The 21566-nt window shown below is 59.2% G+C and carries 18 protein-coding genes and 2 riboswitches; of the genes, 14 read left to right on the top strand and 4 right to left on the bottom strand.

From position 1 onward, the window contains the following. Positions 1-104 precede the first annotated feature (104 nt). The 5 genes from pyc to DA915_RS24975 all read left to right on the top strand — a co-directional run bounded on the left by pyc (position 105) and on the right by DA915_RS24975 (position 7797). A complete protein-coding gene (gene pyc, locus DA915_RS24995) occupies positions 105-3566 on the top strand; it encodes a pyruvate carboxylase (protein ID WP_107677630.1) in 3462 nt (1153 codons plus the stop codon). 127 nt (positions 3567-3693) lie between these two features. Beyond that, entirely contained in the window at positions 3694-4494 is an 801-nt protein-coding gene (locus DA915_RS24990) for a DeoR/GlpR family DNA-binding transcription regulator (RefSeq protein ID WP_003505138.1), read from the top strand. 12 nt (positions 4495-4506) lie between these two features. Then, entirely contained in the window at positions 4507-5697 is a 1191-nt protein-coding gene (locus tag DA915_RS24985) for an MFS transporter (protein WP_107677629.1), read from the top strand. Positions 5698-5817: 120 nt separating this feature from the next. After that, positions 5818-7068 (top strand): flavodoxin-dependent (E)-4-hydroxy-3-methylbut-2-enyl-diphosphate synthase, encoded by a 1251-nt coding sequence (gene ispG / locus DA915_RS24980; RefSeq protein ID WP_003505135.1) that lies wholly within the window; start codon positions 5818-5820, stop codon positions 7066-7068. A gap of 66 nt (positions 7069-7134) precedes the next feature. Then, a complete protein-coding gene (locus tag DA915_RS24975) occupies positions 7135-7797 on the top strand; it encodes an OmpA family protein (protein ID WP_107677628.1) in 663 nt (220 codons plus the stop codon). Between the two features lie 32 nt (positions 7798-7829). Here DA915_RS24975 and DA915_RS24970 read toward each other — a convergent pair whose 3' ends face one another. After that, positions 7830-8744, bottom strand: coding sequence for a polyprenyl synthetase family protein (locus DA915_RS24970; protein WP_107677627.1), 915 nt, complete (start codon positions 8742-8744; stop codon positions 7830-7832). A gap of 236 nt (positions 8745-8980) precedes the next feature. Here DA915_RS24970 and mtgA point away from each other — a divergent pair, with 236 nt between their 5' ends. Continuing rightward, positions 8981-9628 (top strand): monofunctional biosynthetic peptidoglycan transglycosylase, encoded by a 648-nt coding sequence (mtgA, locus tag DA915_RS24965; protein ID WP_244600788.1) that lies wholly within the window; start codon positions 8981-8983, stop codon positions 9626-9628. A gap of 15 nt (positions 9629-9643) precedes the next feature. Here the strand turns inward: mtgA and DA915_RS24960 are convergent, their stop codons facing one another. Both DA915_RS24960 and metA read right to left on the bottom strand, forming a co-directional pair. Further along, complete coding sequence (locus DA915_RS24960; RefSeq protein WP_060727358.1) at positions 9644-10663, bottom strand: aldose epimerase family protein; 1020 nt, start codon at positions 10661-10663, stop codon at positions 9644-9646. Positions 10664-10839: 176 nt separating this feature from the next. After that, positions 10840-11766 (bottom strand): homoserine O-succinyltransferase, encoded by a 927-nt coding sequence (gene metA / locus DA915_RS24955; protein ID WP_003505125.1) that lies wholly within the window; start codon positions 11764-11766, stop codon positions 10840-10842. Positions 11767-11850: 84 nt separating this feature from the next. Further along, positions 11851-11927: riboswitch (SAM riboswitch) on the bottom strand. A gap of 90 nt (positions 11928-12017) precedes the next feature. On the opposite strand from metA, the gene DA915_RS24950 reads away from it, so the two are divergent. From DA915_RS24950 to DA915_RS24915, 7 genes are all read left to right on the top strand, one after another. Continuing rightward, positions 12018-12671 carry a thiamine diphosphokinase gene (locus tag DA915_RS24950; RefSeq protein WP_003505123.1) on the top strand — a complete coding sequence of 218 codons (654 nt, stop codon included), beginning with the start codon at positions 12018-12020 and terminating at the stop codon, positions 12669-12671. A 4-nt stretch (positions 12672-12675) separates the two neighbouring features. Further along, the gene (locus DA915_RS24945; protein ID WP_107677625.1) at positions 12676-14502 is read left to right on the top strand and encodes an ABC-F family ATP-binding cassette domain-containing protein; all 1827 of its coding nucleotides are present in this window, start codon (positions 12676-12678) and stop codon (positions 14500-14502) included. 96 nt (positions 14503-14598) lie between these two features. Next, positions 14599-14991 carry a VOC family protein gene (locus DA915_RS24940; protein ID WP_107677624.1) on the top strand — a complete coding sequence of 131 codons (393 nt, stop codon included), beginning with the start codon at positions 14599-14601 and terminating at the stop codon, positions 14989-14991. Between the two features lie 45 nt (positions 14992-15036). Continuing rightward, positions 15037-15147, top strand: a riboswitch (TPP riboswitch). A gap of 37 nt (positions 15148-15184) precedes the next feature. Further along, positions 15185-16198, top strand: a complete 1014-nt coding sequence (thiB, locus tag DA915_RS24935) for a thiamine ABC transporter substrate binding subunit (protein ID WP_107677623.1) — start codon at positions 15185-15187, stop codon at positions 16196-16198. Between the two features lie 19 nt (positions 16199-16217). Then, positions 16218-17843, top strand: a complete 1626-nt coding sequence (gene thiP / locus DA915_RS24930) for a thiamine/thiamine pyrophosphate ABC transporter permease ThiP (RefSeq protein ID WP_107677622.1) — start codon at positions 16218-16220, stop codon at positions 17841-17843. Then, the gene (locus DA915_RS24925) at positions 17840-18556 is read left to right on the top strand and encodes an ATP-binding cassette domain-containing protein (RefSeq protein WP_107677621.1); all 717 of its coding nucleotides are present in this window, start codon (positions 17840-17842) and stop codon (positions 18554-18556) included. The genes thiP and DA915_RS24925 overlap by 4 nt, the downstream gene beginning before the upstream one ends. 307 nt (positions 18557-18863) lie before the next feature. Further along, entirely contained in the window at positions 18864-20324 is a 1461-nt protein-coding gene (locus DA915_RS24915; protein WP_065695313.1) for a M48 family metalloprotease, read from the top strand. Positions 20325-20336: 12 nt separating this feature from the next. On the opposite strand, the gene DA915_RS24910 is transcribed toward DA915_RS24915, so the two are convergent. Continuing rightward, the gene (locus DA915_RS24910; RefSeq protein WP_107677620.1) at positions 20337-20933 is read right to left on the bottom strand and encodes a TetR/AcrR family transcriptional regulator; all 597 of its coding nucleotides are present in this window, start codon (positions 20931-20933) and stop codon (positions 20337-20339) included. A gap of 97 nt (positions 20934-21030) precedes the next feature. On the opposite strand from DA915_RS24910, the gene DA915_RS24905 reads away from it, so the two are divergent. After that, complete coding sequence (locus tag DA915_RS24905; protein WP_107677619.1) at positions 21031-21537, top strand: DinB family protein; 507 nt, start codon at positions 21031-21033, stop codon at positions 21535-21537. The last annotated feature ends 29 nt before the right edge of the window (positions 21538-21566 follow it).

Below are 21566 nucleotides of genomic sequence, written 5' to 3'. Positions count from 1 at the left end.
CAAACAGGACAGTTCTCGCCGGAATTGCCCTTTCCAAGACCGGGTTTTGCTGCTTAATTCCGCAGTGCAGCAGAAGTTTTGTTTTGGCGTGTGGGGAGACCGTCTTGAAGATATCGAAAATACTTGTTGCCAACCGATCCGAAATTGCGATCCGCGTTTTCCGGGCAGCGAATGAGCTTGGGATTAAAACCGTTGCGATTTGGGCGGAAGAGGACAAGCTGTCTTTGCACCGCTTCAAGGCGGACGAATCCTATCAGGTTGGCCGAGGGCCGCATCTCGCCAAGGATATGGGGCCGATCGAGAGCTATCTTTCGATCGAGGAGGTTATCCGCGTGGCCAAGCTCTCCGGAGCAGACGCGATCCATCCCGGTTACGGTCTCCTGTCTGAAAGTCCCGAATTCGTGGAGGCCTGCAACAATGCCGGCATCACCTTCATCGGACCGACGGCGGATACGATGCGCCAGCTCGGCAACAAGGTCGCCGCCCGCAATCTGGCGATCTCGGTTGATGTCCCCGTTGTTCCCGCCACCAATCCGCTGCCTGACGATATAGCGGAAGTGGAACGCATGGCCGAAGAGATCGGCTATCCCGTGATGCTCAAGGCCTCCTGGGGCGGCGGTGGTCGCGGCATGCGCGCCATCCGCAAGAAGGAGGACCTCGCCCGCGAGGTGACGGAAGCCAAGCGCGAAGCGAAAGCCGCCTTCGGCAAGGATGAAGTTTATCTTGAAAAGCTGGTTGAGCGTGCGCGTCACGTCGAAAGCCAGATTCTCGGCGATACTCATGGCAATGTCGTGCATCTGTTCGAGCGTGATTGTTCGATCCAGCGGCGCAATCAAAAAGTCGTCGAGCGTGCGCCTGCGCCCTATCTGTCCGAAGCGCAGCGCCAAGAACTGGCCGCCTACTCCCTGAGGATCGCCGCCGCGACCAATTATATCGGTGCCGGCACGGTCGAATATCTGATGGATGCCGATACCGGCAAATTTTACTTCATCGAGGTCAATCCGCGTATTCAGGTGGAGCATACCGTCACCGAAGTCGTGACCGGTATCGATATCGTCAAGGCGCAGATTCATATTCTCGAAGGTGCCGCCATCGGCACGGCGGAATCCGGCGTTCCGCGCCAAGAGGACATCCGTCTCAATGGCCATGCGCTGCAGTGCCGCATCACGACCGAAGACCCGGAGCATAATTTCATTCCGGACTATGGCCGTATCACCGCCTACCGTTCCGCTTCGGGCTTCGGCATTCGTCTGGACGGCGGCACCTCCTATACCGGCGCTGTCATCACCCGCTATTACGATCCGCTGCTTGTGAAGGTGACGGCCTGGGCACCGCGACCGGATGAGGCGATCAACCGCATGGACCGCGCGCTGCGCGAATTCCGTATCCGCGGCGTGGCGACGAATCTCACCTTCCTCGAAGCCATCATCGGTCACGACAGCTTCCGTAACAACACCTATACGACCCGGTTCATCGATTCGACGCCGGAGCTCTTCGCACAGGTCAAGCGTCAGGACCGCGCCACCAAGCTTCTGACCTATCTCGCCGACGTGACCGTCAACGGCCACCCGGAAACCAAGGGTCGCGCCGGGCCGTCCGAAAAGGCGGCGAAGCCCATCGTGCCTTATATCGATGCGCCGACACCTGACGGCACAAAGCAGCTGCTGGACAAGCTTGGCCCGAAGGGCTTTGCGGACTGGATGCGTAATGAAAAGCGCGTGCTGGTCACCGATACGACCATGCGCGACGGGCACCAGTCGCTTCTCGCTACCCGCGTTCGCACCCATGACATCGCCCATGTCGCGAGTGTTTACGCCAAGGCGCTGCCGCAACTTCTGTCGCTGGAATGCTGGGGTGGTGCGACGTTCGACGTTTCCATGCGCTTCCTGACTGAAGACCCGTGGGAGCGCCTGGCGCTTATCCGCGAAGGCGCGCCGAACCTGCTGCTGCAGATGCTGCTGCGCGGTGCAAACGGCGTCGGATACAAGAATTATCCTGATAATGTCGTGAAATACTTCGTCCGCCAGGCCTCAAAGGGCGGGGTTGATCTTTTCCGCGTCTTCGACTGCCTGAACTGGGTGGAGAATATGCGCGTTTCGATGGATGCGATTGCCGAGGAGAACAAGCTCTGCGAAGCGACCATCTGCTACACCGGCGATCTGTTGAATTCGGCGCGTCCGAAATATGATCTCAAATATTATACCGGCCTTGCCGCCGAGCTTGAAAAGGCAGGCGCTCATATCATCGCCGTCAAGGACATGGCGGGCCTGTTGAAACCGGCTGCCGCCAAGGTTCTGTTCAAGGCGCTGCGCGAGGCGACCGGTCTGCCGATCCATTTCCACACCCATGATACCTCGGGCATTTCCGCCGCCACCGTTCTTGCGGCCGTGGATGCTGGCGTTGACGCCGTCGATGCCGCGATGGATGCCTTCTCCGGCAACACCTCGCAGCCATGCCTTGGTTCGATCGTTGAGGCGCTGGCAGGGTCGGAACGCGATACGGGTCTTGATACGGAATGGATCCGCCGCATTTCCTTCTACTGGGAAGCTGTTCGCAACCAGTATGCGGCTTTCGAAAGCGATCTCAAGGGACCGGCTTCGGAAGTCTATCTGCACGAAATGCCGGGCGGCCAGTTCACCAACCTCAAGGAACAGGCGCGGTCGCTGGGTCTGGAGAGCCGCTGGCACGAGGTGGCGCAGGCCTATGCCGATGCCAACCGCATGTTCGGCGATATCGTCAAGGTAACCCCGTCCTCCAAGGTCGTCGGTGACATGGCGCTGATGATGGTCAGCCAGGATCTGACGGTCGCCGATGTCGAAAACCCCGATCGTGAAGTGTCTTTCCCGGAATCGGTGGTTTCGATGCTGAAAGGCGATCTCGGACAGTCGCCAGGCGGCTGGCCGGCAGCCCTGCAGAAAAAGGCGCTGAAGGGCGAAGCGCCCTATACCGTTCGTCCGGGTTCGCTTTTGGCAGATGCCGATCTCGACGCGGAGCGGAAGGTGATCGAGACCAAGCTGGAGCGCAAGGTCGACGACTTCGAGTTCGCGTCCTATCTCATGTATCCGAAGGTGTTCACCGATTTCGCGCTCACCGCCGAGACATACGGCCCCGTTTCCGTGCTGCCCACCCATGCCTATTTCTACGGCATGGAGGATGGTGAGGAGCTGTTTGCCGATATCGAGCGCGGCAAGACCCTTGTCATCGTCAATCAGGCCTCGTCCGGCATTGATGACAAGGGCATGGTGACGGTGTTCTTCGAGATCAATGGCCAGCCGCGCCGCATCAAGGTGCCGGATCGCGCCCATGGTGCTTCCGGCTCAGCCGTGCGCCGCAAGGCCGAACCGGGCAATGCTGTCCATATTGGCGCACCGATGCCCGGCGTTATCAGTCGCGTCTTCGTCAATCAGGGTCAGGAGGTCAAGGCCGGTGACGTGCTGCTCTCCATCGAAGCCATGAAGATGGAAACTGCGCTTCACGCCGAACGCGACGGCAAGATCGCGGAAGTTCTGGTGCGCCCCGGCGACCAGATCGACGCGAAGGATCTGCTGATCGCTTACGCCGAATAAAAGCCGCTCGAATCTCTCGTTACACAGTCAGACGCCCGCCTTTCGGCGGGCGTTTTTTATTGCACTTCCGTAGAAACTCGAATATGCATGTTTGTGCACGTTTATTCCTGTTTATGCGTGAGTCTCCATGAGTGATCATTTCGTCAGTGAGCGGCAGGCGCTTATCCTCGCACAGTTGCGGCAAAGCGGCCGTGTGCTGGCGCAGGATCTTGCGCAGAACTTCGGCGTTTCCGAAGACACGGTGCGTCGTGACCTGCGTGAGATGGCGGCCCGCGGGGAATGCCTACGCGTTTATGGCGGGGCGCTGCTTTCCGACAGCAAGACGGTGCCGCTGAAGACGCGCATTGCCGAGGATGCGGACCGCAAGGCCATGCTGGCGCGCGCCGCTGTCCCGCTGCTTGAACCGGGCATGGTCGTCTTCATCGATGCCGGCTCCACCAATCTCGCCATCGCACGCGCGATCCCTGCCGGTCTCAACCTGACAGTGGTGACGAATACGCCAGCCATTGCCGCCGAACTGACGGGGCGGGCCAATATCGATCTGGTGCTGATCGGCGGAAAAGTCGATCCGGCTGTAGGTGCGGCTATCGACGCCATGGCGCTTCGGCAGCTCGAACTGATGCGGCCCGATCTTTGCATTCTCGGTGTGTGCGGCGTTGCGGCCGAGACGGGTCTGTCGGCGGATGTTTTTGAAGATGCGGTGTTCAAGCGGCTTGCCTGCAGCGCCAGCCAGCGGATCGTCGCAGCGATTACCACGGAAAAGCTCGGCCATAAGGCTGCTTTCCATGTGCATGATTTTTCTCCACCTCTTTCCCTCGTGCTGGAGCAGGATGCCGACCGCGTATTCGTCGAGGCGCTGTCGGCAAAGGGCGTACAGATTCATTGCGGCGATGAAGACGCCGCCCGATTTTCCCACGGTCAAGTCTGAAGGATATTGCCGATGAATGGCCCCACGACATTTTCGCCGACAGGCATGCGTTCGTCCTATCTGACACGGCACAGGCTGGGCGTTTCCCTGTTGTTCCTGATGAATGGTTTCATGATGGGGTCATGGGCGCCCAAGATTCCGGAATTTGCGGCGCGTCTTTCCCTCAGTGAAAGTGCGCTTGGCCTCATCATTCTGGTTTTCGGCATTGGCTCGCTGGTTTTCATGCCGATTGCCGGTTCGCAGATCGCCCGTTTCGGCTCGCGCACGGTGAGCCTTGTCACCGCCGCGATCTTTCTGCCGACGCTGCTTTTCATTTCCTGGGCCGGCACGGTGTGGGCGGGGGTGATCGCGGTATTTCTGTTCGGCGGGCTGACGGGGGCGATGGATGTCGCCATGAACGCCAATGCCGTGGCGGTGGAACGGGATATGCGCCGCGCCATCATGTCGTCGTGCCATGCCTTCTGGAGCCTCGGCGGTCTGATCGGCGCTGGTCTTGGCGGTTATCTCATCACGGCGATCGGTGTGCAGGGGCATGCCGTTGCGCTGACGGTCATTGCGCTGGTGTTGCTGGTCATTGCATGGCCGCGGGTTCTCGCGGATCGCCCGCATCCTGAGGAGGAACGCCCGAAAGGCGGCCTGCCGTTGACGCCACTGCCCTGGATCATCGGCCTGATGGCGTTATTCTCGATGATTCCGGAAGGCGCCATCCTCGATTGGGGTGCCCTTTATCTGCGCAACGAACTGGGCGCTTCCGTCTCGCAGTCCGGTTTCGCTTTCGCGGCATTTTCCATGACCATGGCGATCATGCGGTTTGCCGGCGATCTGGTGCGTGACAGGTTCGGGGCGGTCCGAACCCTGCGTTTCTGCTCGGTCGTGTCGATCACCGGCCTTCTGATTGCGGGCCTTGCGGGAAATTCCACTTTCGTGATTATCGGTTTCGCCATTGCCGGTATCGGTATTTCCAACATGGTGCCGATCGCCTTTTCGGCGGCGGGCAATATGCCGGGACTGGCGCCTGGCATCGGCCTTTCGGTCGTCACCACCATGGGTTATTCCGGCATTCTGGTAGCGCCCTCGGCGATCGGCTTCATCGCTGAACATACCGGTCTTGCCAGCGTGTTTCTCGCTCTGCCGCTGCTGCATGTGGTCGTTCTGCTACTTTCACGGCTCGCCCGGCATGCTGATGGTGCGGGCAAGGAATAGGCGTCTCGAATTTTGCCATGATTGCGGTAAAGTAGAAGCTCCAGCGCGTTGGGTGTTGACAAGGAGGCCCCCTTGTTTCACCTCAATTGCCAGACCTTGCCGCAAGCTCCAGAGACCGCCATGACGTCACATGCCGATTACGATCCGAAGCCCCGCCGCGCATCCGTCGCCGTAGACGTGGGCGGTGTCATCGTCGGTGGCGGTGCGCCCGTCGTCGTGCAGTCGATGACCAATACCGATACGGCTGACATCGACGCCACCGTGCAGCAGGTGGCGGCGCTTTTCCAGGCCGGTTCGGAAATGGTGCGCATCACCGTCGACCGCGATGAGAGCGCTGCCGCCGTGCCGAAAATCCGCGAGCGGCTGCTGCGTCTCGGCATGGATGTGCCGCTGATCGGCGATTTCCATTATATCGGTCACAAGCTTCTCGCCGATCACCCTGCCTGTGCCGAGGCGCTGGCGAAATACCGCATCAATCCCGGTAATGTCGGCTTCAAGGACAAGAAGGACAAGCAGTTCGGCGAGATCGTCGAAATGGCGATCCGATACGACAAGCCGGTGCGAATCGGCGTCAACTGGGGGTCGCTCGATCAGGAATTGCTGACGACCCTGATGGACAAGAACAAGGAGCAGGGCTTCCCTCTCTCCGCTCGTCAGGTCACGCGCGAGGCGATCGTGCAGTCGGCGTTGATTTCCGCCGAGCTTGCCGAAGAGATCGGCCTGCCACGCAACCGCATCATCCTGTCGGCCAAGGTCAGCCAGGTGCAGGACCTCATCGCCGTTTATTCGATGCTGTCGGAACGCTCCGACCACGCCCTGCATCTCGGTCTCACCGAAGCGGGAATGGGCTCGAAGGGCATCGTCGCTTCATCCGCCGCCATGGGTTACGTGTTGCAGCATGGTATTGGCGATACGATCCGCGTTTCGCTGACGCCGGAGCCGAATGGCGACCGCACCCGCGAGGTGCAGGTGGCGCAGGAATTGCTGCAGGTCATGGGTTTCCGTCAGTTCATTCCGGTCGTTGCGGCATGTCCCGGCTGCGGGCGCACCACGTCCACCGTCTTCCAGGAACTTGCCCAGAATATCCAGAACGATATTCGCAAGAACATGCCGATCTGGCGTGAGAAATATCCTGGTGTCGAGGCGCTCAATGTCGCCGTCATGGGTTGCATCGTTAATGGCCCCGGTGAAAGCAAACATGCCGATATCGGCATTTCGTTACCCGGAACCGGCGAAAGCCCCGCAGCGCCCGTCTTCATCGACGGAGAGAAGGCGCTGACCCTGCGTGGACCCAATATCGCCGCCGATTTTGAAGCGCTTGTGATCGATTACATCGAAAAGCGTTTTGGCCGGAAAGATGCGGCGGAGTAAAGAGTACCGTGAAAAGGCCGGAATTCCACTGTCATACCTCCTGAACCTCTCGGAGCATCAAAACACATGATCAAAAAAATCGCGATCGTCGCCCTTTGCGGGACCTATCTTTCCGCCTGCACCACCACCGATCCCTATACGGGTGAACAGAAGATGTCGAACACCGCCGGCGGTGCCGGCATCGGCGCCGTGGTCGGTGCTCTGGGTGGTCTGGCTGTCGGCGGTTCGCCGACCGGTCGCCGCAATGCCGCGCTTATCGGCGCGGGCATCGGCGCGCTCGCCGGCGGCGCTATCGGCAATTACATGGATGGTCAGGAAGCCGAGCTTCGCGCCCAGCTTCAGGGAACGGGTGTTTCGGTTACTCGCCGCGGCGACAACATCGTTCTCAACATGCCGTCGAACATCACCTTCGCGACGGACCAGGATCAGGTCATTCCGCCATTCTACCCGACGCTCGATTCTGTCGCCATCGTGCTGAACAAGTTCAACCGCACGCTCATCGACATCAACGGCCACACCGATTCCACCGGCAGCCTGCAGCATAACCAGGCGCTTTCCGAGCGTCGCGCCGCATCGGTTGCGAATTATATCGGCGCGCGCGGCGTCGACCAGCGCCGTATTTCGACGCTCGGCTTCGGCCCGTCGCAGCCGATCGCCTCGAATGCAACGTCTGACGGTCGCGCCCAGAACCGTCGCGTCGAAGTGCTGATTTCGCCGCTCAAGGGCTGATTGGATGATGGGAAGCTGAGAGGGAAACCGGCTCAGCTTTTCCGTTCAGCGATGAACCTAGCGGCCGCGATGAGAATCGCGGCCTTTTCACCATAGGGAGCCAGCAGTTCCGCAGCTTCCGCCACCTGCTTCTGCAGCTTGCGGCGCGCCCAGTCTTCGCCGCGCAATGCCACGAGCGTTCCCTTGCCGCGCGCGGCATCCTTGCCGGTCGCCTTTCCCATTGTGGCGGCGTCGGCCGTCAAATCCAGAAGATCGTCGGCAAGCTGGAAGGCGAGGCCGATCTTTTCGCCGAAGTGACGCAACCTTTGCCTTTCAGAAACATCGCTGCCGGCGATGATTGCGCCCGCTTCGCAGGCAAAACGCAGCAGTGCGCCAGTTTTCATAGCCTGCAATGTAATGACGCCGGCTTCATCCGGCGTCTTCTTTTCAGCAGCGAGATCGAGGGCCTGACCGCCCGCCATGCCGCCGATGCCCGCCGCGCGGGCAAGCGAAAGCACGAGCGCGGCCTTGCGTTCGGCCGCGAGCGGATTTTCGTCCGAGGCGATGATATCAAAGGCAAGCGTCAGCAGGCTGTCGCCGGCGAGAATGGCGGTCGCCTCATCAAATTTGCGATGCACCGTCGGCTGGCCGCGGCGCAGGTCATCGTCATCCATGGCGGGCAGATCGTCATGAACAAGCGAATAACAATGGAGGCATTCCAGCGCGGCGCCGACATAAAGGGCGGCTTCGGCATTTCCGCCCGCAAGGGCGGCACTTTCGATGACGAGGAAGGGCCGCAGGCGTTTGCCGCCGTTCAGCACGCCATGGCGCATGGCGTCGAGCAGGTTTTGCGGGCGCGTGATCTCGTCTGCGCGTGCTTCGCCGGAAAGCAGGCGGCCAAGCAGGGCTTCGGTTTTAGCCGCGTTTTCGCGCAGCTTCGTTTCGAAATTTGTCATCGCAGCGTCCATGCCGCGCTCTTTGGCATGCCGCGCGAATGCAGGCAAACCTTTTCGTGATTCCAGAGGCGCAACTATTTGACCGGACTCGCCTTGAAGGCGGCAATGGACTATGAAAGGCTTCAATTGGTGCGGGGCTTTGACGAATATTGAGCAGTACGCCTGAAAGCGACGCAGATTACGCCGTGCTGGCGGAAGACCGGAGCAGTCCGAAGGTGGATTTTCGCACGTTGGTAAAGCGCATCATCATGACCTTGCTGGCTTTGCTGATCCTGCCCTATCTGCTGATCCCGGTCTATGCACTGCCGTTTTTCCGGCCGGTCTCGACGCTGATGCTCGCCGATCTGGTGACCTTTCAGGGTTATGACAGACGCTGGGTGCCGCTCGAGGATATTTCCCCGCGCCTTGTTCAATCGGTGATGATGTCCGAGGACGGGCAATTCTGTTTCCATGGCGGCGTGGACTGGAACCAGATGCAGTCCGTGGTCAGCAATGCGCTCGACGGGGCCTCCACCCGTGGCGCGAGCACCATTCCGATGCAGACGGCAAAGAACCTGTTCCTCTGGAACGGCCGCTCTTTCCTGCGCAAGGGGCTGGAATTGCCGCTGGCGATCGCCGCCGATTTCGTCTGGTCCAAAAAACGGATGATGGAGATTTATCTCAACGTTGCCGAATGGGGACCTGGCATCTACGGCATTGAGGCCGCAGCACAGCACCATTTCAAGGTGCCGGCCGCAAAGCTCAGTTCCCGCCAGGCGGCGCTGCTGGCTGTTTCATTACCTAATCCCATCGACCGCGTTGCCAGCAAGCCGGGACGCGGATTGCAACGGCTTGCCGGCCTTATCGAGCGTCGCGCCCGCGCCTCCGGCGGCTATGTTGGCTGCGTGCTGGACTGACCCTAGCGCGCTGCTTCAGCCTTTCTTGAAAATATAGTCGGTTTCCTGACGAAGCGTTTCGCCCGGCCGCAGGATTGCATGCGGAAAATCCGGGTGATTGACGGCGTCTGGCCAAATCTGCGTTTCCAGGCAGAAACCCGCAAAGGGGCCGTAGTGACGGCCATCGAGGCCGGGAACCGGGACGTCCAGTTTAAAGGCCGAATAAAGCTGTACACCGGGTTCGGTGGTGTGAACCTCGAGAGCTATATCGGAGGCCGGCGAATAGGCGCGGGCGACCTTGCGCTTGGCGCGACGTTCGGGCGAAAGGCAGAAATTATGGTCGTAGAGGACCTGCTCGCCATTCTCCTTGCGCCGCATCGGTGTTGTCTGGCGAAGGTCGAACACGGTTCCTTCGACGGAGCGGATTTCGCCCGTCGGTATCTGCTTGTCGTTGGTGGGCAGGTAAAAGTCAGCAGCGATGCTGATCTCATGCCCAAGTGCGGTATCTGCCCCATCGAGATTGAAATAGGAATGCTGGCAGACATTGGCGATGGTCGGCTTGTCGGTCACCGTTTCATAGACCACCGAAAGCACACCGCCGTCGAGGATCGTATAGGTGGCCGTGACCGTGCAATTGCCCGGATAACCGGCGCGGCCATCGGGATCGATTATCTGCAGAATCGCATGGCTTTCGCCATGTTCCATCAGCATCCAGTTGCGTTTGCCCATGCCGTCGCTGCCGCCATGCAGATGGGTTACGCCCTTTTCGTTCAGCTCCAGCTGGTATTCGTGCCCGTCGATCGAGAACCGGCCGTCACCGATACGGTTGGCGTTGCGGCCGGGGGTGGCGCCGAAATAGGAGGAATATTTGTAATCCTCGAACTTGTCGAAGCCGAGCACGAGCGGCGGCTGGTGGCCCTCAAGGCGCAGATCCTGAATGACGGCACCCCAGGTGATGACCTTGGCCGTCAGCCCGCCTTTCGAGATGGTGACGCGTTCGACTTTTTCGCCGGTCGCCGTGAAACCGAAATTCTCCCGTGCCGCCGCGTCGCCCATAACATCATTCTCCCGTTTGCCATGAATTGCCGGCGGACGTTGCGTCATTTTCCGGCAATTCGCAATCCCGCAATTCAAAGCATGTCTCCCAAAAGTGTCCTGCGGTTTTGGGACAAAGACATGCTTAAAACAAACAAGAAAGCGCGTCGCATGCGTTTGACCAAACGCGACGCGCTTTAAGCGGCCAGTTGCCCGATGGCTTCTAGATCATAAGGCGTCGTCTGGTATATCTCGTTGATCCAGTTGCCGAAAAACAGATGGGCATGGCTGCGCCAGCGGTTGAGCGGGGCAAGTTCTGGGTCGTTGTGCGGAAAATAATCATGCGGCAGCTTGATTGGCACGCCGGCATTCGCGTCCCGGAAATACTCATCCGAAAGCGACGTCGAATCATATTCGACATGGTTGAACATATAGAGCCGGTTGCCCTCCTTCTCATGCACCAGACAAACGCCCATTTCCTCTGACTCCATCAGGATTTCGAGTCTCGGATGTTTTTCGATATCGGCGCGGCGTACTTCAGTCCAGCGCGAGACAGGAACCTGGAAATCATCCGAAAAGCCGTTCAGGTAGATCGACGAGGGGCAAAGATTGCGGTGACGATAGACCCCGAAAGCCTTTTCCTTCAGTTCGTGCTTCGGCACGCCATGGAAATGATAGATGGCGGCCATCGCCCCCCAGCAAACATTCAGCGTCGAATGGACATTGGTCTGCGTCCATTCGAAAATCTTCTGCATTTCGTTCCAGTAGGTCACGTCTTCATAGGCCAGCGTCTCCACGGGGGCGCCGGTAATGATGAAACCATCAAACTTGCGGTGGCGCACTTCCTCCCACGTCTCGTAGAAGGACAGGAGATGCTCTTCCGGCGTGTTCTTGGCGCGATGGCCGCCGATCCGCACCAGCGACAGTTCCACCTGCAGCGGCGAAGCGCCGACGAGGCGCGCCATCTGGATTTCCGTCTTGATCTTGTTCGGCATGAGGTTGAGAAGCCCGATCTGGAGCGGGCGGATATCCTGCCGGATGGCCGCCGTTTCAGTCATGACCCGCACACCCTCGTGAACGAGGGTCTCAAAAGCGGGAAGCGTATCGGGAATCTTGATCGGCATGTCGAACTCTCTTTTCCGGATCACGTAAAGAACGTTGCGAAAACAAAAAAAACCGGCAGCGAAATCGCGACCGGTCCCAGGAAATTGCCTTTTTCCTCGACCCTTTAGCGACTTCTTTAAAGTGGCTGCAAGCCGGTCGGCAAATCACCACTGAGGCGTTTCATAATCCCGAAGCCGGCGAAAATCAATATAGGCTGATTTCATCGGGGTTTCGGCTTTCCATTTTTGGCCGAGGTGCGGTAAGGCAGAGCATGGATAAAGAGCGTTTCACCATTCTGCTTGGCGGCGATGTCACGGTGACCGATCGTCTGAAAGAGGCGGTCGCGGATAGCCGTGTGATTGCGGCCGATGGCGGCATGCGCCATGCCCGGCCGCTTGGCCTTGCGCCGGAGCTGTGGGTCGGGGATTTCGATTCCGCCAGCAAAGAGTTGCTGGACGCCTGGCCAGATGTGGCGCGGCAGCCGTACCCGGCCGCAAAGGCGGTGACGGATGGCGAGATCGCGGTATCGGAAGCTCTCTCCCGTGGAGCGCATTCGCTGGTGCTTGTCGGTGCGCTTGGAGGCGAGAGAAGCGACCATGCGCTGCAGCACCTTCTTTACGCGGTGGCGCTGGCCGAACGTGGTATCGACGTTACGCTGACGTCAGGTGAAGAAGAGGCCCGGCCGCTGCTTCCCGGTTTGCTGGATGTCGATCTGCCGCCCGCTTCGCTGTTTTCTGTTGCCGGATTTACCGCCCTTGCGGGGCTTGATATCGGCAATGTGCGTTATCCGCTGAAGGATTTCGCGCTTGCTTTCGGCTCCTCCCGCACTATTTCCAATGTCGCGAATGGCGGCCCCGTGCATTTCTCGCTGAAAAGCGGAAAAGCCATCGTGCTCGCCCGCCCTTATGATCTGACCGGAGCCTGACACCTTGGCACCCCCAATTTTGAAACTCGATGACATCAAGCTGACCTTCGGCGTGACCCCGCTGCTCGATGGCGCCAATCTCCAGGTAGAGCCGGGCGATCGCATCTGCCTTGTCGGGCGCAACGGTTCGGGCAAGTCGACGCTGATGAAGATCGCTGCGGGTCTCGTTGAAGCGCAGTCGGGTGAGGTTTTCCGGCATCCGTCCGCGACCATCCGTTATCTGGAACAGGCGCCGGATTTCAACGGTTACGACACCGTGCAGGCCTATGCCGAGGCTGGGCTCGGACCCGGCGACGATCCCTATCGCGTCACCTATCTTCTTGAGCATCTCGGCCTTACGGGGCAGGAACATCCGGCAAGCCTTTCCGGCGGTGAGGCGCGACGTGCGGCCCTTGCCCGCGTGATGGCGCCGGAACCTGATATCCTGATGCTCGACGAACCCACCAACCATCTGGATCTGCCGACCATCGAATGGCTTGAGAGCGATTTGCAGCAGACGCGCAGCGCGCTGGTGCTGATTTCGCACGACCGCCGTTTTCTCGAAAAAGTCTCGACTTCGACCGTCTGGCTCGATCGTGGCCAGTCCCGCCGTCTTAATCGCGGCTTTGCCCATTTCGAGGAATGGCGCGACAAGGTGCTGGAAGAGGAAGAGCTGGAGCAGCACAAGCTCGGTAAGGCCATCGAACGCGAAGAACACTGGATGCGCTATGGCGTGACCGCGAGGCGCAAGCGTAACATGCGCCGCGTCGGTGAGCTTCAGGCCATGCGCGCGGAATATCGTGGCCACAAGGGGCCGCAGGGCACGGTGCAGGCGACCGTCACCGAAGGGCGCGAATCCGGCAAGCTGGTCATCGAGGCCGAGGCCATCACCAAGGCCTACGGCGAGCGTGTGATCGTCGCGCCGTTTTCGCTGCGTGTCCATCGCGGGGATTGCATCGGCTTCGTCGGCCCCAATGGCGCCGGTAAAACCACGCTTCTGAAGATGCTCACCGGCCAGCTTGAGCCCGATAGCGGCATGGTGAAGCTCGGCACCAATCTGGAGATCGCGACGCTCGACCAGAAACGTGAGGATCTCAATCCCAACGATACGCTCGCGCATTATCTGACCGATGGTCGCGGCGAAAACCTGCTGGTCAACGGCGAATTGAAGCATGTGACGGGCTACATGAAGGATTTCCTGTTCCAGCCGGAACAGGCCCGCACGCCGATCCGTAACCTTTCCGGCGGCGAGCGCGCCCGCCTTATTCTGGCGCGCATTCTGGCGCGGCCGACCAATCTTCTGATCCTCGACGAGCCGACCAACGATCTCGATATCGAAACGCTCGATCTTTTGCAGGAAATCGTCGCTGGCTTTTCCGGCACGGTCATTCTCGTCAGCCACGACCGCGATTTCCTTGACCGCACCGTCACCTCCACCATCGCCCCGGTCAATCCGAACCAGCCGGATGGACGATGGATCGAATATGCCGGTGGCTATTCGGACATGATGGCGCAGCGCAAGGGTGCTGCGGAAGAAAAACGCAAGGCTGAGAAGCAGGAAAAAGCGAAGGCCGCACCTTCGGCCTCCGCGTCGCAGGATCCTTCAAAGGCCAAGGGCAAGCTTTCCTTCAAGCAGAAATTCGCGCTCGAAAATCTTCCGAAGGAGATGGAAAAGGCGCAAGGCGAAATCGCCAAGCGCGAGGAGCGCATGGCTGATCCTAATCTCTTCACCAAGGATCCGGCCACTTTCAACACGCTGGCGAAGGAAATGACGAAGCTGCGTGAAAAGCTCGAGACCATGGAAGAAGAATGGCTGGAGCTGGAGATGCTGCGCGAGGAACTGGAAGGCTGAAGGCCGCAGGCCCCTCGTTTGATCGACCCTCCTTCGGTCTTTGACAGAAAAGCGGAATTGCCGTTCTATGCCGGTTCGTTTGGAGGAGTTGTGAAAATGCGCATGATTTTCGTCAATCTGCCGGTCAAGAATATCGAGAAATCAAGAAGCTTCTTCACGGCTCTCGGTTTCAGCTTCAATCCGGAATATTCTGACGACCGCACGCTCTGCATGATCGTGGAAGAAAACATCTTCGTGATGCTTCTTCAGGAAGGGCGTTTCCGCGATTTCATCAACGGCGACATCGCCGATGCGACGCGCACCACCGAGGTTCTGACCTGTCTCACGGCGGGAAGCCGCGACGAAATTGACCGGATGATCGCAACGGCGCTTGCCTCCGGTGGCAGTGAGTGGAAACCCGTGCAGGATCACGGCTTCATGTATGCCGGCAGCTTTCAGGATCCTGACGGGCACGTCTGGGAGCTGGTGCATATGACAGAGCAGGGCTGACGGCGGCCATCTTGCCAAGCAGTGACGACCGGACTACACCATCATCTTGATCTAACGGGGTGTCTTTTGCGCTTGCGTGCAAAAGGCTGAGAGGCTTGCCAACCCGAAGAACCTGATCCGGTTCATACCGGCGGAGGGATTAGACGGCTTCAAGGCAGGCGGCTATTTCCCTTTTTGTTTTGAGGAGATACCCGTGCGCCGTCGTCTTTTCCTGAATTCCCTTGTTGCCGCTTCGCTGTTCCTGCCCGGTCTAGCCGCCGCGCAGGACAAGCAAGAACTGACAGTCTATACCTATGAGAGCTTCGTTTCCGAATGGGGTCCCGGTCCCAAGGTAAAAGAAGCCTTCGAGAAGGTCTGCGGTTGCACGGTCAATTTCGTCGGTGTTGCGGATGGTGTGGCGCTTCTTAACCGTCTGAAGCTTGAAGGCGCAGGGTCCAGGGCGGATGTGGTCGTTGGTCTCGACACCAATCTTGTCGCCGAGGCGAAACAGACCGGTCTTTTTGATGTCAGCGGCGTCGATGCGTCGGCCGCCAAGGTGCCGGGCGGTTACAGGGACGATGTTTTCGTGCCTTACGACTACGGGCATTTTGCCGTCATCTATGACACGCAGACGGTGAAGAACCCACCGACGAGCCTGAAAGAGCTGGTGGAAGGCGACCCCTCGCAGAAGATCGCCATTCAGGACCCGCGCACCTCCACGCCGGGGCTCGGCCTGCTGTTGTGGGTAAAATCGGTCTACGGTGACAAGGCCCCGGAAGCATGGGCAAAGCTCAGGAAGCGCATTCTCACCGTCACGCCGGGCTGGTCGGAATCCTACGGCCTTTTCACCAAGGGGGAGGTGCCGATGGTGCTCTCCTACGCCACCTCGCCCGCCTATCATATGGTCGCCGAAAAAACGGATCGTTATCAGGCCGCGGCTTTTTCCGAAGGGCATTATATCCAGATCGAAGTGTCCGGCCTTCTCAAAAACGCGCCGCACAAGGAGCTGGCAAAGCAGTTCCTCGCTTTCACGCTGACATCAGGTTTTCAGGATGCCATTCCGGAAAACAATTGGATGATGCCGGTTGCGGCAACGTCCAATCCCTTGCCGGAGGCTTTTTCCAAACTCGTGGTGCCGCAGAAGACTTTCCTGATGGATCCGGAAGAGGTGGCGAAGAACCGCAAGGCGTGGATCGATGAATGGCTCGCGGCCATGAGCATGAATTGAGGAAGAGGCACGCTCGCACATGATGCTGCGTCGCGATTATCGGCGATCGATCATTTTCGGAACGGCGGCTTTTGCCGCCGTTTTCCTATTCATGGCGCTCGCCGTTGCGGCCCTCCTGTCTTTTGATGCGGGCGCGTCTGCTGCCGGTATCATGGATGCCTATACGCTGCGCATCCTGCGTTTCACGCTTTATCAGGCAACGCTTTCCACCCTTCTTTCCATTGTTCTTGGCCTGCCGGTGGCGCTGGCGCTTTCCCGGCGACGCGAGTTTCCGGGAAGGATCTGGATCATCAGGCTGATGGCGGTGCCGATGGGTCTGCCTGTCATCGTTGGCGCCTTCGGCATCGTCACCATCTGGGGCAGGCAGGGTGTTTTGAATACGGCCCTCGTTTTTGCCGGTGCGGATGAACCTTTCAGCATTTACGGCCTTTCCGGCATCCTCATCGCCCATGTGTTTTTCAATCTGCCGCTTTCGGTCCGGCTGATGCTGGCCGGGCTTGAACGTATTCCGGGCGAATATTGGCGCATGGCAGCAAGCCTCGGCATGGGGCCGGTCTCGGTTTTCCGTTTTATCGAATGGCCGGCGGTCGCGCGTCTCGTTCCCGGTATCGCCGGGCTTATCTTCATGTTGTGCGCCACCAGCTTCACGCTCGTGCTTCTTTTAGGCGGCGGGCCGGCAGCCACGACACTGGAGGTGGCGATCTATCAGGCGCTGCGGTTCGATTTCGATCCGCAGCGGGCGATTACGCTTTCGGTTTTGCAGATTGCCCTCACCGCAATTCTGCTCGGCCTTCTCGCCTTTTTGCCGTCGCCCGAAGCGGAAATCCCTTCGCTTGGTCGTTCCCTTCGCCGTTTCGATGGCAAGAGCATCGGCGCACGTTTGTGGGATGGGGCGGCCATTGTCTTCGCTATTCTGCTGATCGGCCTGCCGCTTGTCGCCATAGCTGTCTCGGGTTTGAGTGCCGATCTGCCGCGTCTTCTGTCTGCACCGATTTTTCTGCGCGCGGCGGCGACCAGCCTTGCAATCGCCGCGCTTTCCGCAGCCCTTGTCGTGCTCTGCTGCATGGCGATCATCGGCGCGCGCCAGGCGGTAGGCTCCAGACGGCAGGTGGGGCAGCCTCTGCGCTTGCTCTCCGCCATGCTTGGGGCGGGGTCTTCGTTGGTGCTCTTGGTGCCGCCTGTCGTGTTGGGAAGCGGGTGGTTCCTGTTATTGCGGGTTTTCGGTGATGTCAGCTTCTACGCACCCGTTCTCGTGGCGCTCATCAATATGTTGATGGCTTTGCCGCTTGCCATGCGGGTACTGGAACCGGCCTTCACCAGTCATTTTTTACGCACCGGCCGGCTTTCCGCCAGTCTCGGGCTTCAGGGTTTCGCGCGGCTGCGGTTTGCCGATCTGCCGGTTCTGTGGCGGCCGCTGGCTATGGCGTTTTCCTTCGCCATGGCCCTGTCGCTCGGCGATTTAGGCGCGGTTGCCCTGTTCGGCTCGGAAAATTTCGTCACCCTGCCGTGGCTGGTCTATAGCAATATGGGCAGCTATCGCACCAATGATGCCGCCGGTTACGCCTTCCTTCTCGGCATCGTCTGCCTGCTGCTTGCCGCAGGCGGCGTTTCACGGCAATCCCAATCAGCAAGGGCGAGCATATGACAGTCGATGATTTTGCCGTTGAACTGGACAAGGTCAGCCTGCGGCTTGGAACACAAGATTTCGAACTTGATTGTTCGTTCCCTAAGGGGCAGATAACCGCCGTTGTCGGTGCATCCGGCTCGGGAAAATCTACGCTTCTCAATCTCGTCGCCGGTTTCGAGGAACCGTATTCCGGCCGCGTAATGATCGGCGGGCAGGACGTGACGGCGCTCGATCCTTCGGAAAGACCGGTCTCATCAATCTTTCAGGATAATAATCTTTTCGCCCATCTCGATATCTTCACCAATGTCGCTCTCGGTGTCAGCCCCGGGCTGAAATTGCGGGTGGAAGACCGGCAAGAGATTGAGATGGCCCTCGTCCGTGTCGGTCTTGCGGGTTTCGACAAACGCTTGCCGGGCACGCTTTCGGGTGGAGAAAGACAGAGGGCGGCGCTGGCGCGCGCGCTGGTCAGGAAAAAACCTGTCATGTTGCTCGACGAACCTTTTGCAGCACTCGATCCGGGATTGCGGGCGGGCATGACCTCCCTGCTTCTCGACTTGCACGCCGAAACAAAAAACACGGTGATTATTGTCACCCACCATCCCGAAGACATAAAGAAGCTGGCGCAGCGGGTGGTGTTTCTTGAACGCGGCCGTGTTGTCTATACCGGTTCGACCGCAGATTTCTTCGCCACACAAAATGTGAAGGCGGTCGACAGTTTTCTGAACGGGTGATCGCCTTATTTTCGACGCGTGCCGCTGGCAATCGCTTTAGATGACTTCAATGGCGCTAATTTGCACTTGCCAGTTTCAAGTTGTTGCCCGAGAAAAGATGGGAATTATTGCGTTCTTCAGGAATATTCCGGACTTGATGGATCGTTTTTACCGTTTTGGCATTCATCGCCCGTTGGGGCGAATCTGTTATTCTGGTCTGCAATTAACGGATGATCAGGAACGTTAGGGGCAGGCATAGAGAATGAGAAATAGCATGACTGCACAGTGGAGGCTCTTCTCCCGTTCAGGCCTTCGCCGTTCGGGCAGGATGGCTGCCGCCTGTTCCGTGCTGACAGCGTCTGCGGTGTTCCTGTCGTCGTGCCAGTCTCTCTTCAGCCCGGCCTATCAGTCCACCTTGCGCCCCTCGGATAATCCGCAGACCGTGGAAGAAGTGCAGAAGAATGATCCCCGCGCCCAGATGGGTGCGCGCGAGCATCCGCGCATCGTGGCGAGTTATGGCGGCGAATATCGTGACGCCAAGACGGAAAGGCTCGTCGCCCGCATCGCCGGCGCGCTGACGGCGGTTTCGGAAAATCCGCAACAGTCCTACCGCATCACCATCCTGAACTCGCCGGCCATCAATGCCTTTGCGCTGCCGGGCGGATATCTTTACGTGACGCGTGGGCTTCTGGCGCTTGCCAACGATGCTTCGGAAGTGGCTGCCGTGCTTTCGCATGAGATGGGCCATGTCACCGCCAACCATGGCATTGAACGCCAGCGCCGGGAAGAGGCGGAGGTGATTGCCAGCCGCGTGGTTGCCGAGGTTCTGTCGAGCGATCTCGCCGGCAAGCAGGCGCTTGCGCGCGGCAAGCTGCGGCTCGCGGCCTTTTCGCGTCAGCAGGAATTGCAGGCGGACGTGATCGGCGTGCGGATGCTGGGCGAGGCCGGTTATGACCCCTTTGCCTCGCCGCGTTTTCTGGATTCCATGGCGGCCTATGCGCGGTTTTCCTCGGCCGATCCTGAAAACGACCAGAGCCTCGACTTCCTTTCCAGCCACCCCAACACGCCGCAGCGTATCGAGCTTGCGCGCCGTCATGCCCGCGCCTTCGGCCAGGACGGCCAGGTCGGGGATCGTGGTCGCGAGTGGTTTCTGGACGGCATAGACGGCCTGCTTTATGGCGACAGCCCGCAGGAAGGGTATGTCCGGGGCCAGACATTCCTGCACGGAACGCTCGGCATTCGTTTCGATGTGCCGGAAGGTTTCGTCATCGACAACAAGGTTGAGGCCGTTCTGGCGACGGGGCCGGGCGATATGGCCATCCGCTTCGACGGCGTCGCCGATCCGAAACAGACAAGCCTTGCCAATTATCTGACCAGCGGCTGGGTTGCCGGCCTGTTGCCGGAAACCGTCAAGGAAACCCAGATCAACGGTCTGGAGGCTGCGACGGCGCGGGCAAGCGCGGATAAATGGGATTTCGACGTGACCGTCATTCGCGTCGGCCAGCAGATATTTCGTTTCCTGACGGCCGTGCCGAAGGGTAATACCCAGCTCGATTCCATCGCCAACACATTGCGCACCAGCTTCCGCAAGATGACGCCGCAGGAAATAGCCTCGCTGAAGCCGCTCAGGGTGCGGGTGGTAACGGTGAAGCCCGGTGAAACCGTGGCGACGATGGCGGCGCGGATGATGGGGACCGACCGGAAGCTGGACATGTTCCGCATGATCAACGCCATGAGCGCCACCGCCACAATCCAGCCCGGTCAACGGGTGAAGATCATTTCGGAATAAGCTTGCGGCCTCCTATTCGCCGGTTGCCTGCGACAGGTAGGCGTGAACCAGTGCGATCATTTCCCGCCTGACTTTGGGCGACTGCAGCTCTCCGCGGCGGGCGGCATTGTGAATGATGCCGTCAATGGCATCCGATACGATCAGCGCCGTGGTTCCACTTTCGACCTTTGAACCGGCTGTCATATGTGCCGCGATCGCTGCCGCATAGAGACCGAGATATTCCTGTTCGAAAGCGCTGTTGGGATCGTTCGTTCCTTGGTGGCTCGGCGCATCATCCAGAAGGACCTTGTGAAGGCCGGGATGGATGCTGTGGACCCCGATCATGCCGGTCACGAGTTCTTCCACGAATTTGGCGAGCGATTGCCGCTTTTGCGCGATGCTCTTTATGATGGAGAGACAGTCCTCGAGGTGACGATGGCGCACCGCTTCCACGATCGAAACCTTGTCCGGGAAATATTGATAGAGCGAGCCGATGCTGACCCCGGCCGTTTCGGCGACCCTGTTCGTGGTAAAACCCGCCCAGCCGTGATCGCTTAAAATACGAGCCGCAGCATGGATAACGGCATCGACCGTGGCCCTGGAACGCTCCTGACTCGGCTCCTTGCGCATCTCGGTTTTCCGCTTTGCAATGCGAGTAGACAAGGCATCCTCCATGACGAAAATATAAACATAGTGCTCACGTTTTTCAGATGTAAAGGATATTGTCATGAGGGATTTGCTCAGGAGCCTGCTCGGCTATCACGCATGGGCGAACAGGGACTTGTTCGAGAAGCTGCAACAACTCGATCCCGTCCAGAACGCATCCGAGCGGCACATGGCAATTCGGCTGATCAATCATTATTACGTGGTCGCAAGGATTTTTTCTGGCCATCTCACCGGTACGGCGCATGGTTTTCTCTCCGACAATACCGAGGCAACGCCGCAGCTGGATGATCTTGCGAAGGATGTCGCTGCTCTGGATGGCTGGTATCTCGATTACATCGGGAAGGCATCACCGGCATCGCTTGGCGAATTTGTCGCCTTCACCTTTACGGATGGTGACAAAGGTTACATGTCCCGTGCCGAGATGATCTCGCATATGGTCCTGCATGCCGGCATTCACAGAGGGGAGGTCGCGCGTATTCTGAGCCAGCTCTCCATCACGCCGCCCTGGGATACTTTTGCTGTGTTTCTGCACGGCACGCAGCCGCAACGGCGTTTGCAGGGGGCATAATAAAAAGCCACCCGCCCCTGTGTGGGACG

Origin of the sequence: Agrobacterium sp. LAD9, assembly GCF_003031125.1 — a bacterium.
Lineage (GTDB): Bacteria > Pseudomonadota > Alphaproteobacteria > Rhizobiales > Rhizobiaceae > Agrobacterium > Agrobacterium radiobacter.
This window is presented reverse-complemented; position numbering and strand designations above follow the sequence as displayed.

What these genes read in the sequence shown, in the direction of transcription:
- DA915_RS24990 (WP_003505138.1), top strand. Translation starts at nt 3,694, where the DNA reads ATGAGTGATCATTTCGTCAGTGAGCGGCAGGCGCTTATCCTCGCACAG.
- DA915_RS24985 (WP_107677629.1), top strand. Translation starts at nt 4,507, where the DNA reads ATGAATGGCCCCACGACATTTTCGCCGACAGGCATGCGTTCGTCCTAT.
- ispG (WP_003505135.1), top strand. Translation starts at nt 5,818, where the DNA reads ATGACGTCACATGCCGATTACGATCCGAAGCCCCGCCGCGCATCCGTC.
- DA915_RS24975 (WP_107677628.1), top strand. Translation starts at nt 7,135, where the DNA reads ATGATCAAAAAAATCGCGATCGTCGCCCTTTGCGGGACCTATCTTTCC.
- DA915_RS24970 (WP_107677627.1), bottom strand. Translation starts at nt 8,744, where the DNA reads ATGGACGCTGCGATGACAAATTTCGAAACGAAGCTGCGCGAAAACGCG.
- mtgA (WP_244600788.1), top strand. Translation starts at nt 8,981, where the DNA reads ATGACCTTGCTGGCTTTGCTGATCCTGCCCTATCTGCTGATCCCGGTC.
- DA915_RS24960 (WP_060727358.1), bottom strand. Translation starts at nt 10,663, where the DNA reads ATGGGCGACGCGGCGGCACGGGAGAATTTCGGTTTCACGGCGACCGGC.
- metA (WP_003505125.1), bottom strand. Translation starts at nt 11,766, where the DNA reads ATGCCGATCAAGATTCCCGATACGCTTCCCGCTTTTGAGACCCTCGTT.
- DA915_RS24950 (WP_003505123.1), top strand. Translation starts at nt 12,018, where the DNA reads ATGGATAAAGAGCGTTTCACCATTCTGCTTGGCGGCGATGTCACGGTG.
- DA915_RS24940 (WP_107677624.1), top strand. Translation starts at nt 14,599, where the DNA reads ATGCGCATGATTTTCGTCAATCTGCCGGTCAAGAATATCGAGAAATCA.
- thiP (WP_107677622.1), top strand. Translation starts at nt 16,218, where the DNA reads ATGATGCTGCGTCGCGATTATCGGCGATCGATCATTTTCGGAACGGCG.
- DA915_RS24925 (WP_107677621.1), top strand. Translation starts at nt 17,840, where the DNA reads ATGACAGTCGATGATTTTGCCGTTGAACTGGACAAGGTCAGCCTGCGG.
- DA915_RS24915 (WP_065695313.1), top strand. Translation starts at nt 18,864, where the DNA reads ATGGCTGCCGCCTGTTCCGTGCTGACAGCGTCTGCGGTGTTCCTGTCG.
- DA915_RS24910 (WP_107677620.1), bottom strand. Translation starts at nt 20,933, where the DNA reads ATGCGCAAGGAGCCGAGTCAGGAGCGTTCCAGGGCCACGGTCGATGCC.
- DA915_RS24905 (WP_107677619.1), top strand. Translation starts at nt 21,031, where the DNA reads ATGAGGGATTTGCTCAGGAGCCTGCTCGGCTATCACGCATGGGCGAAC.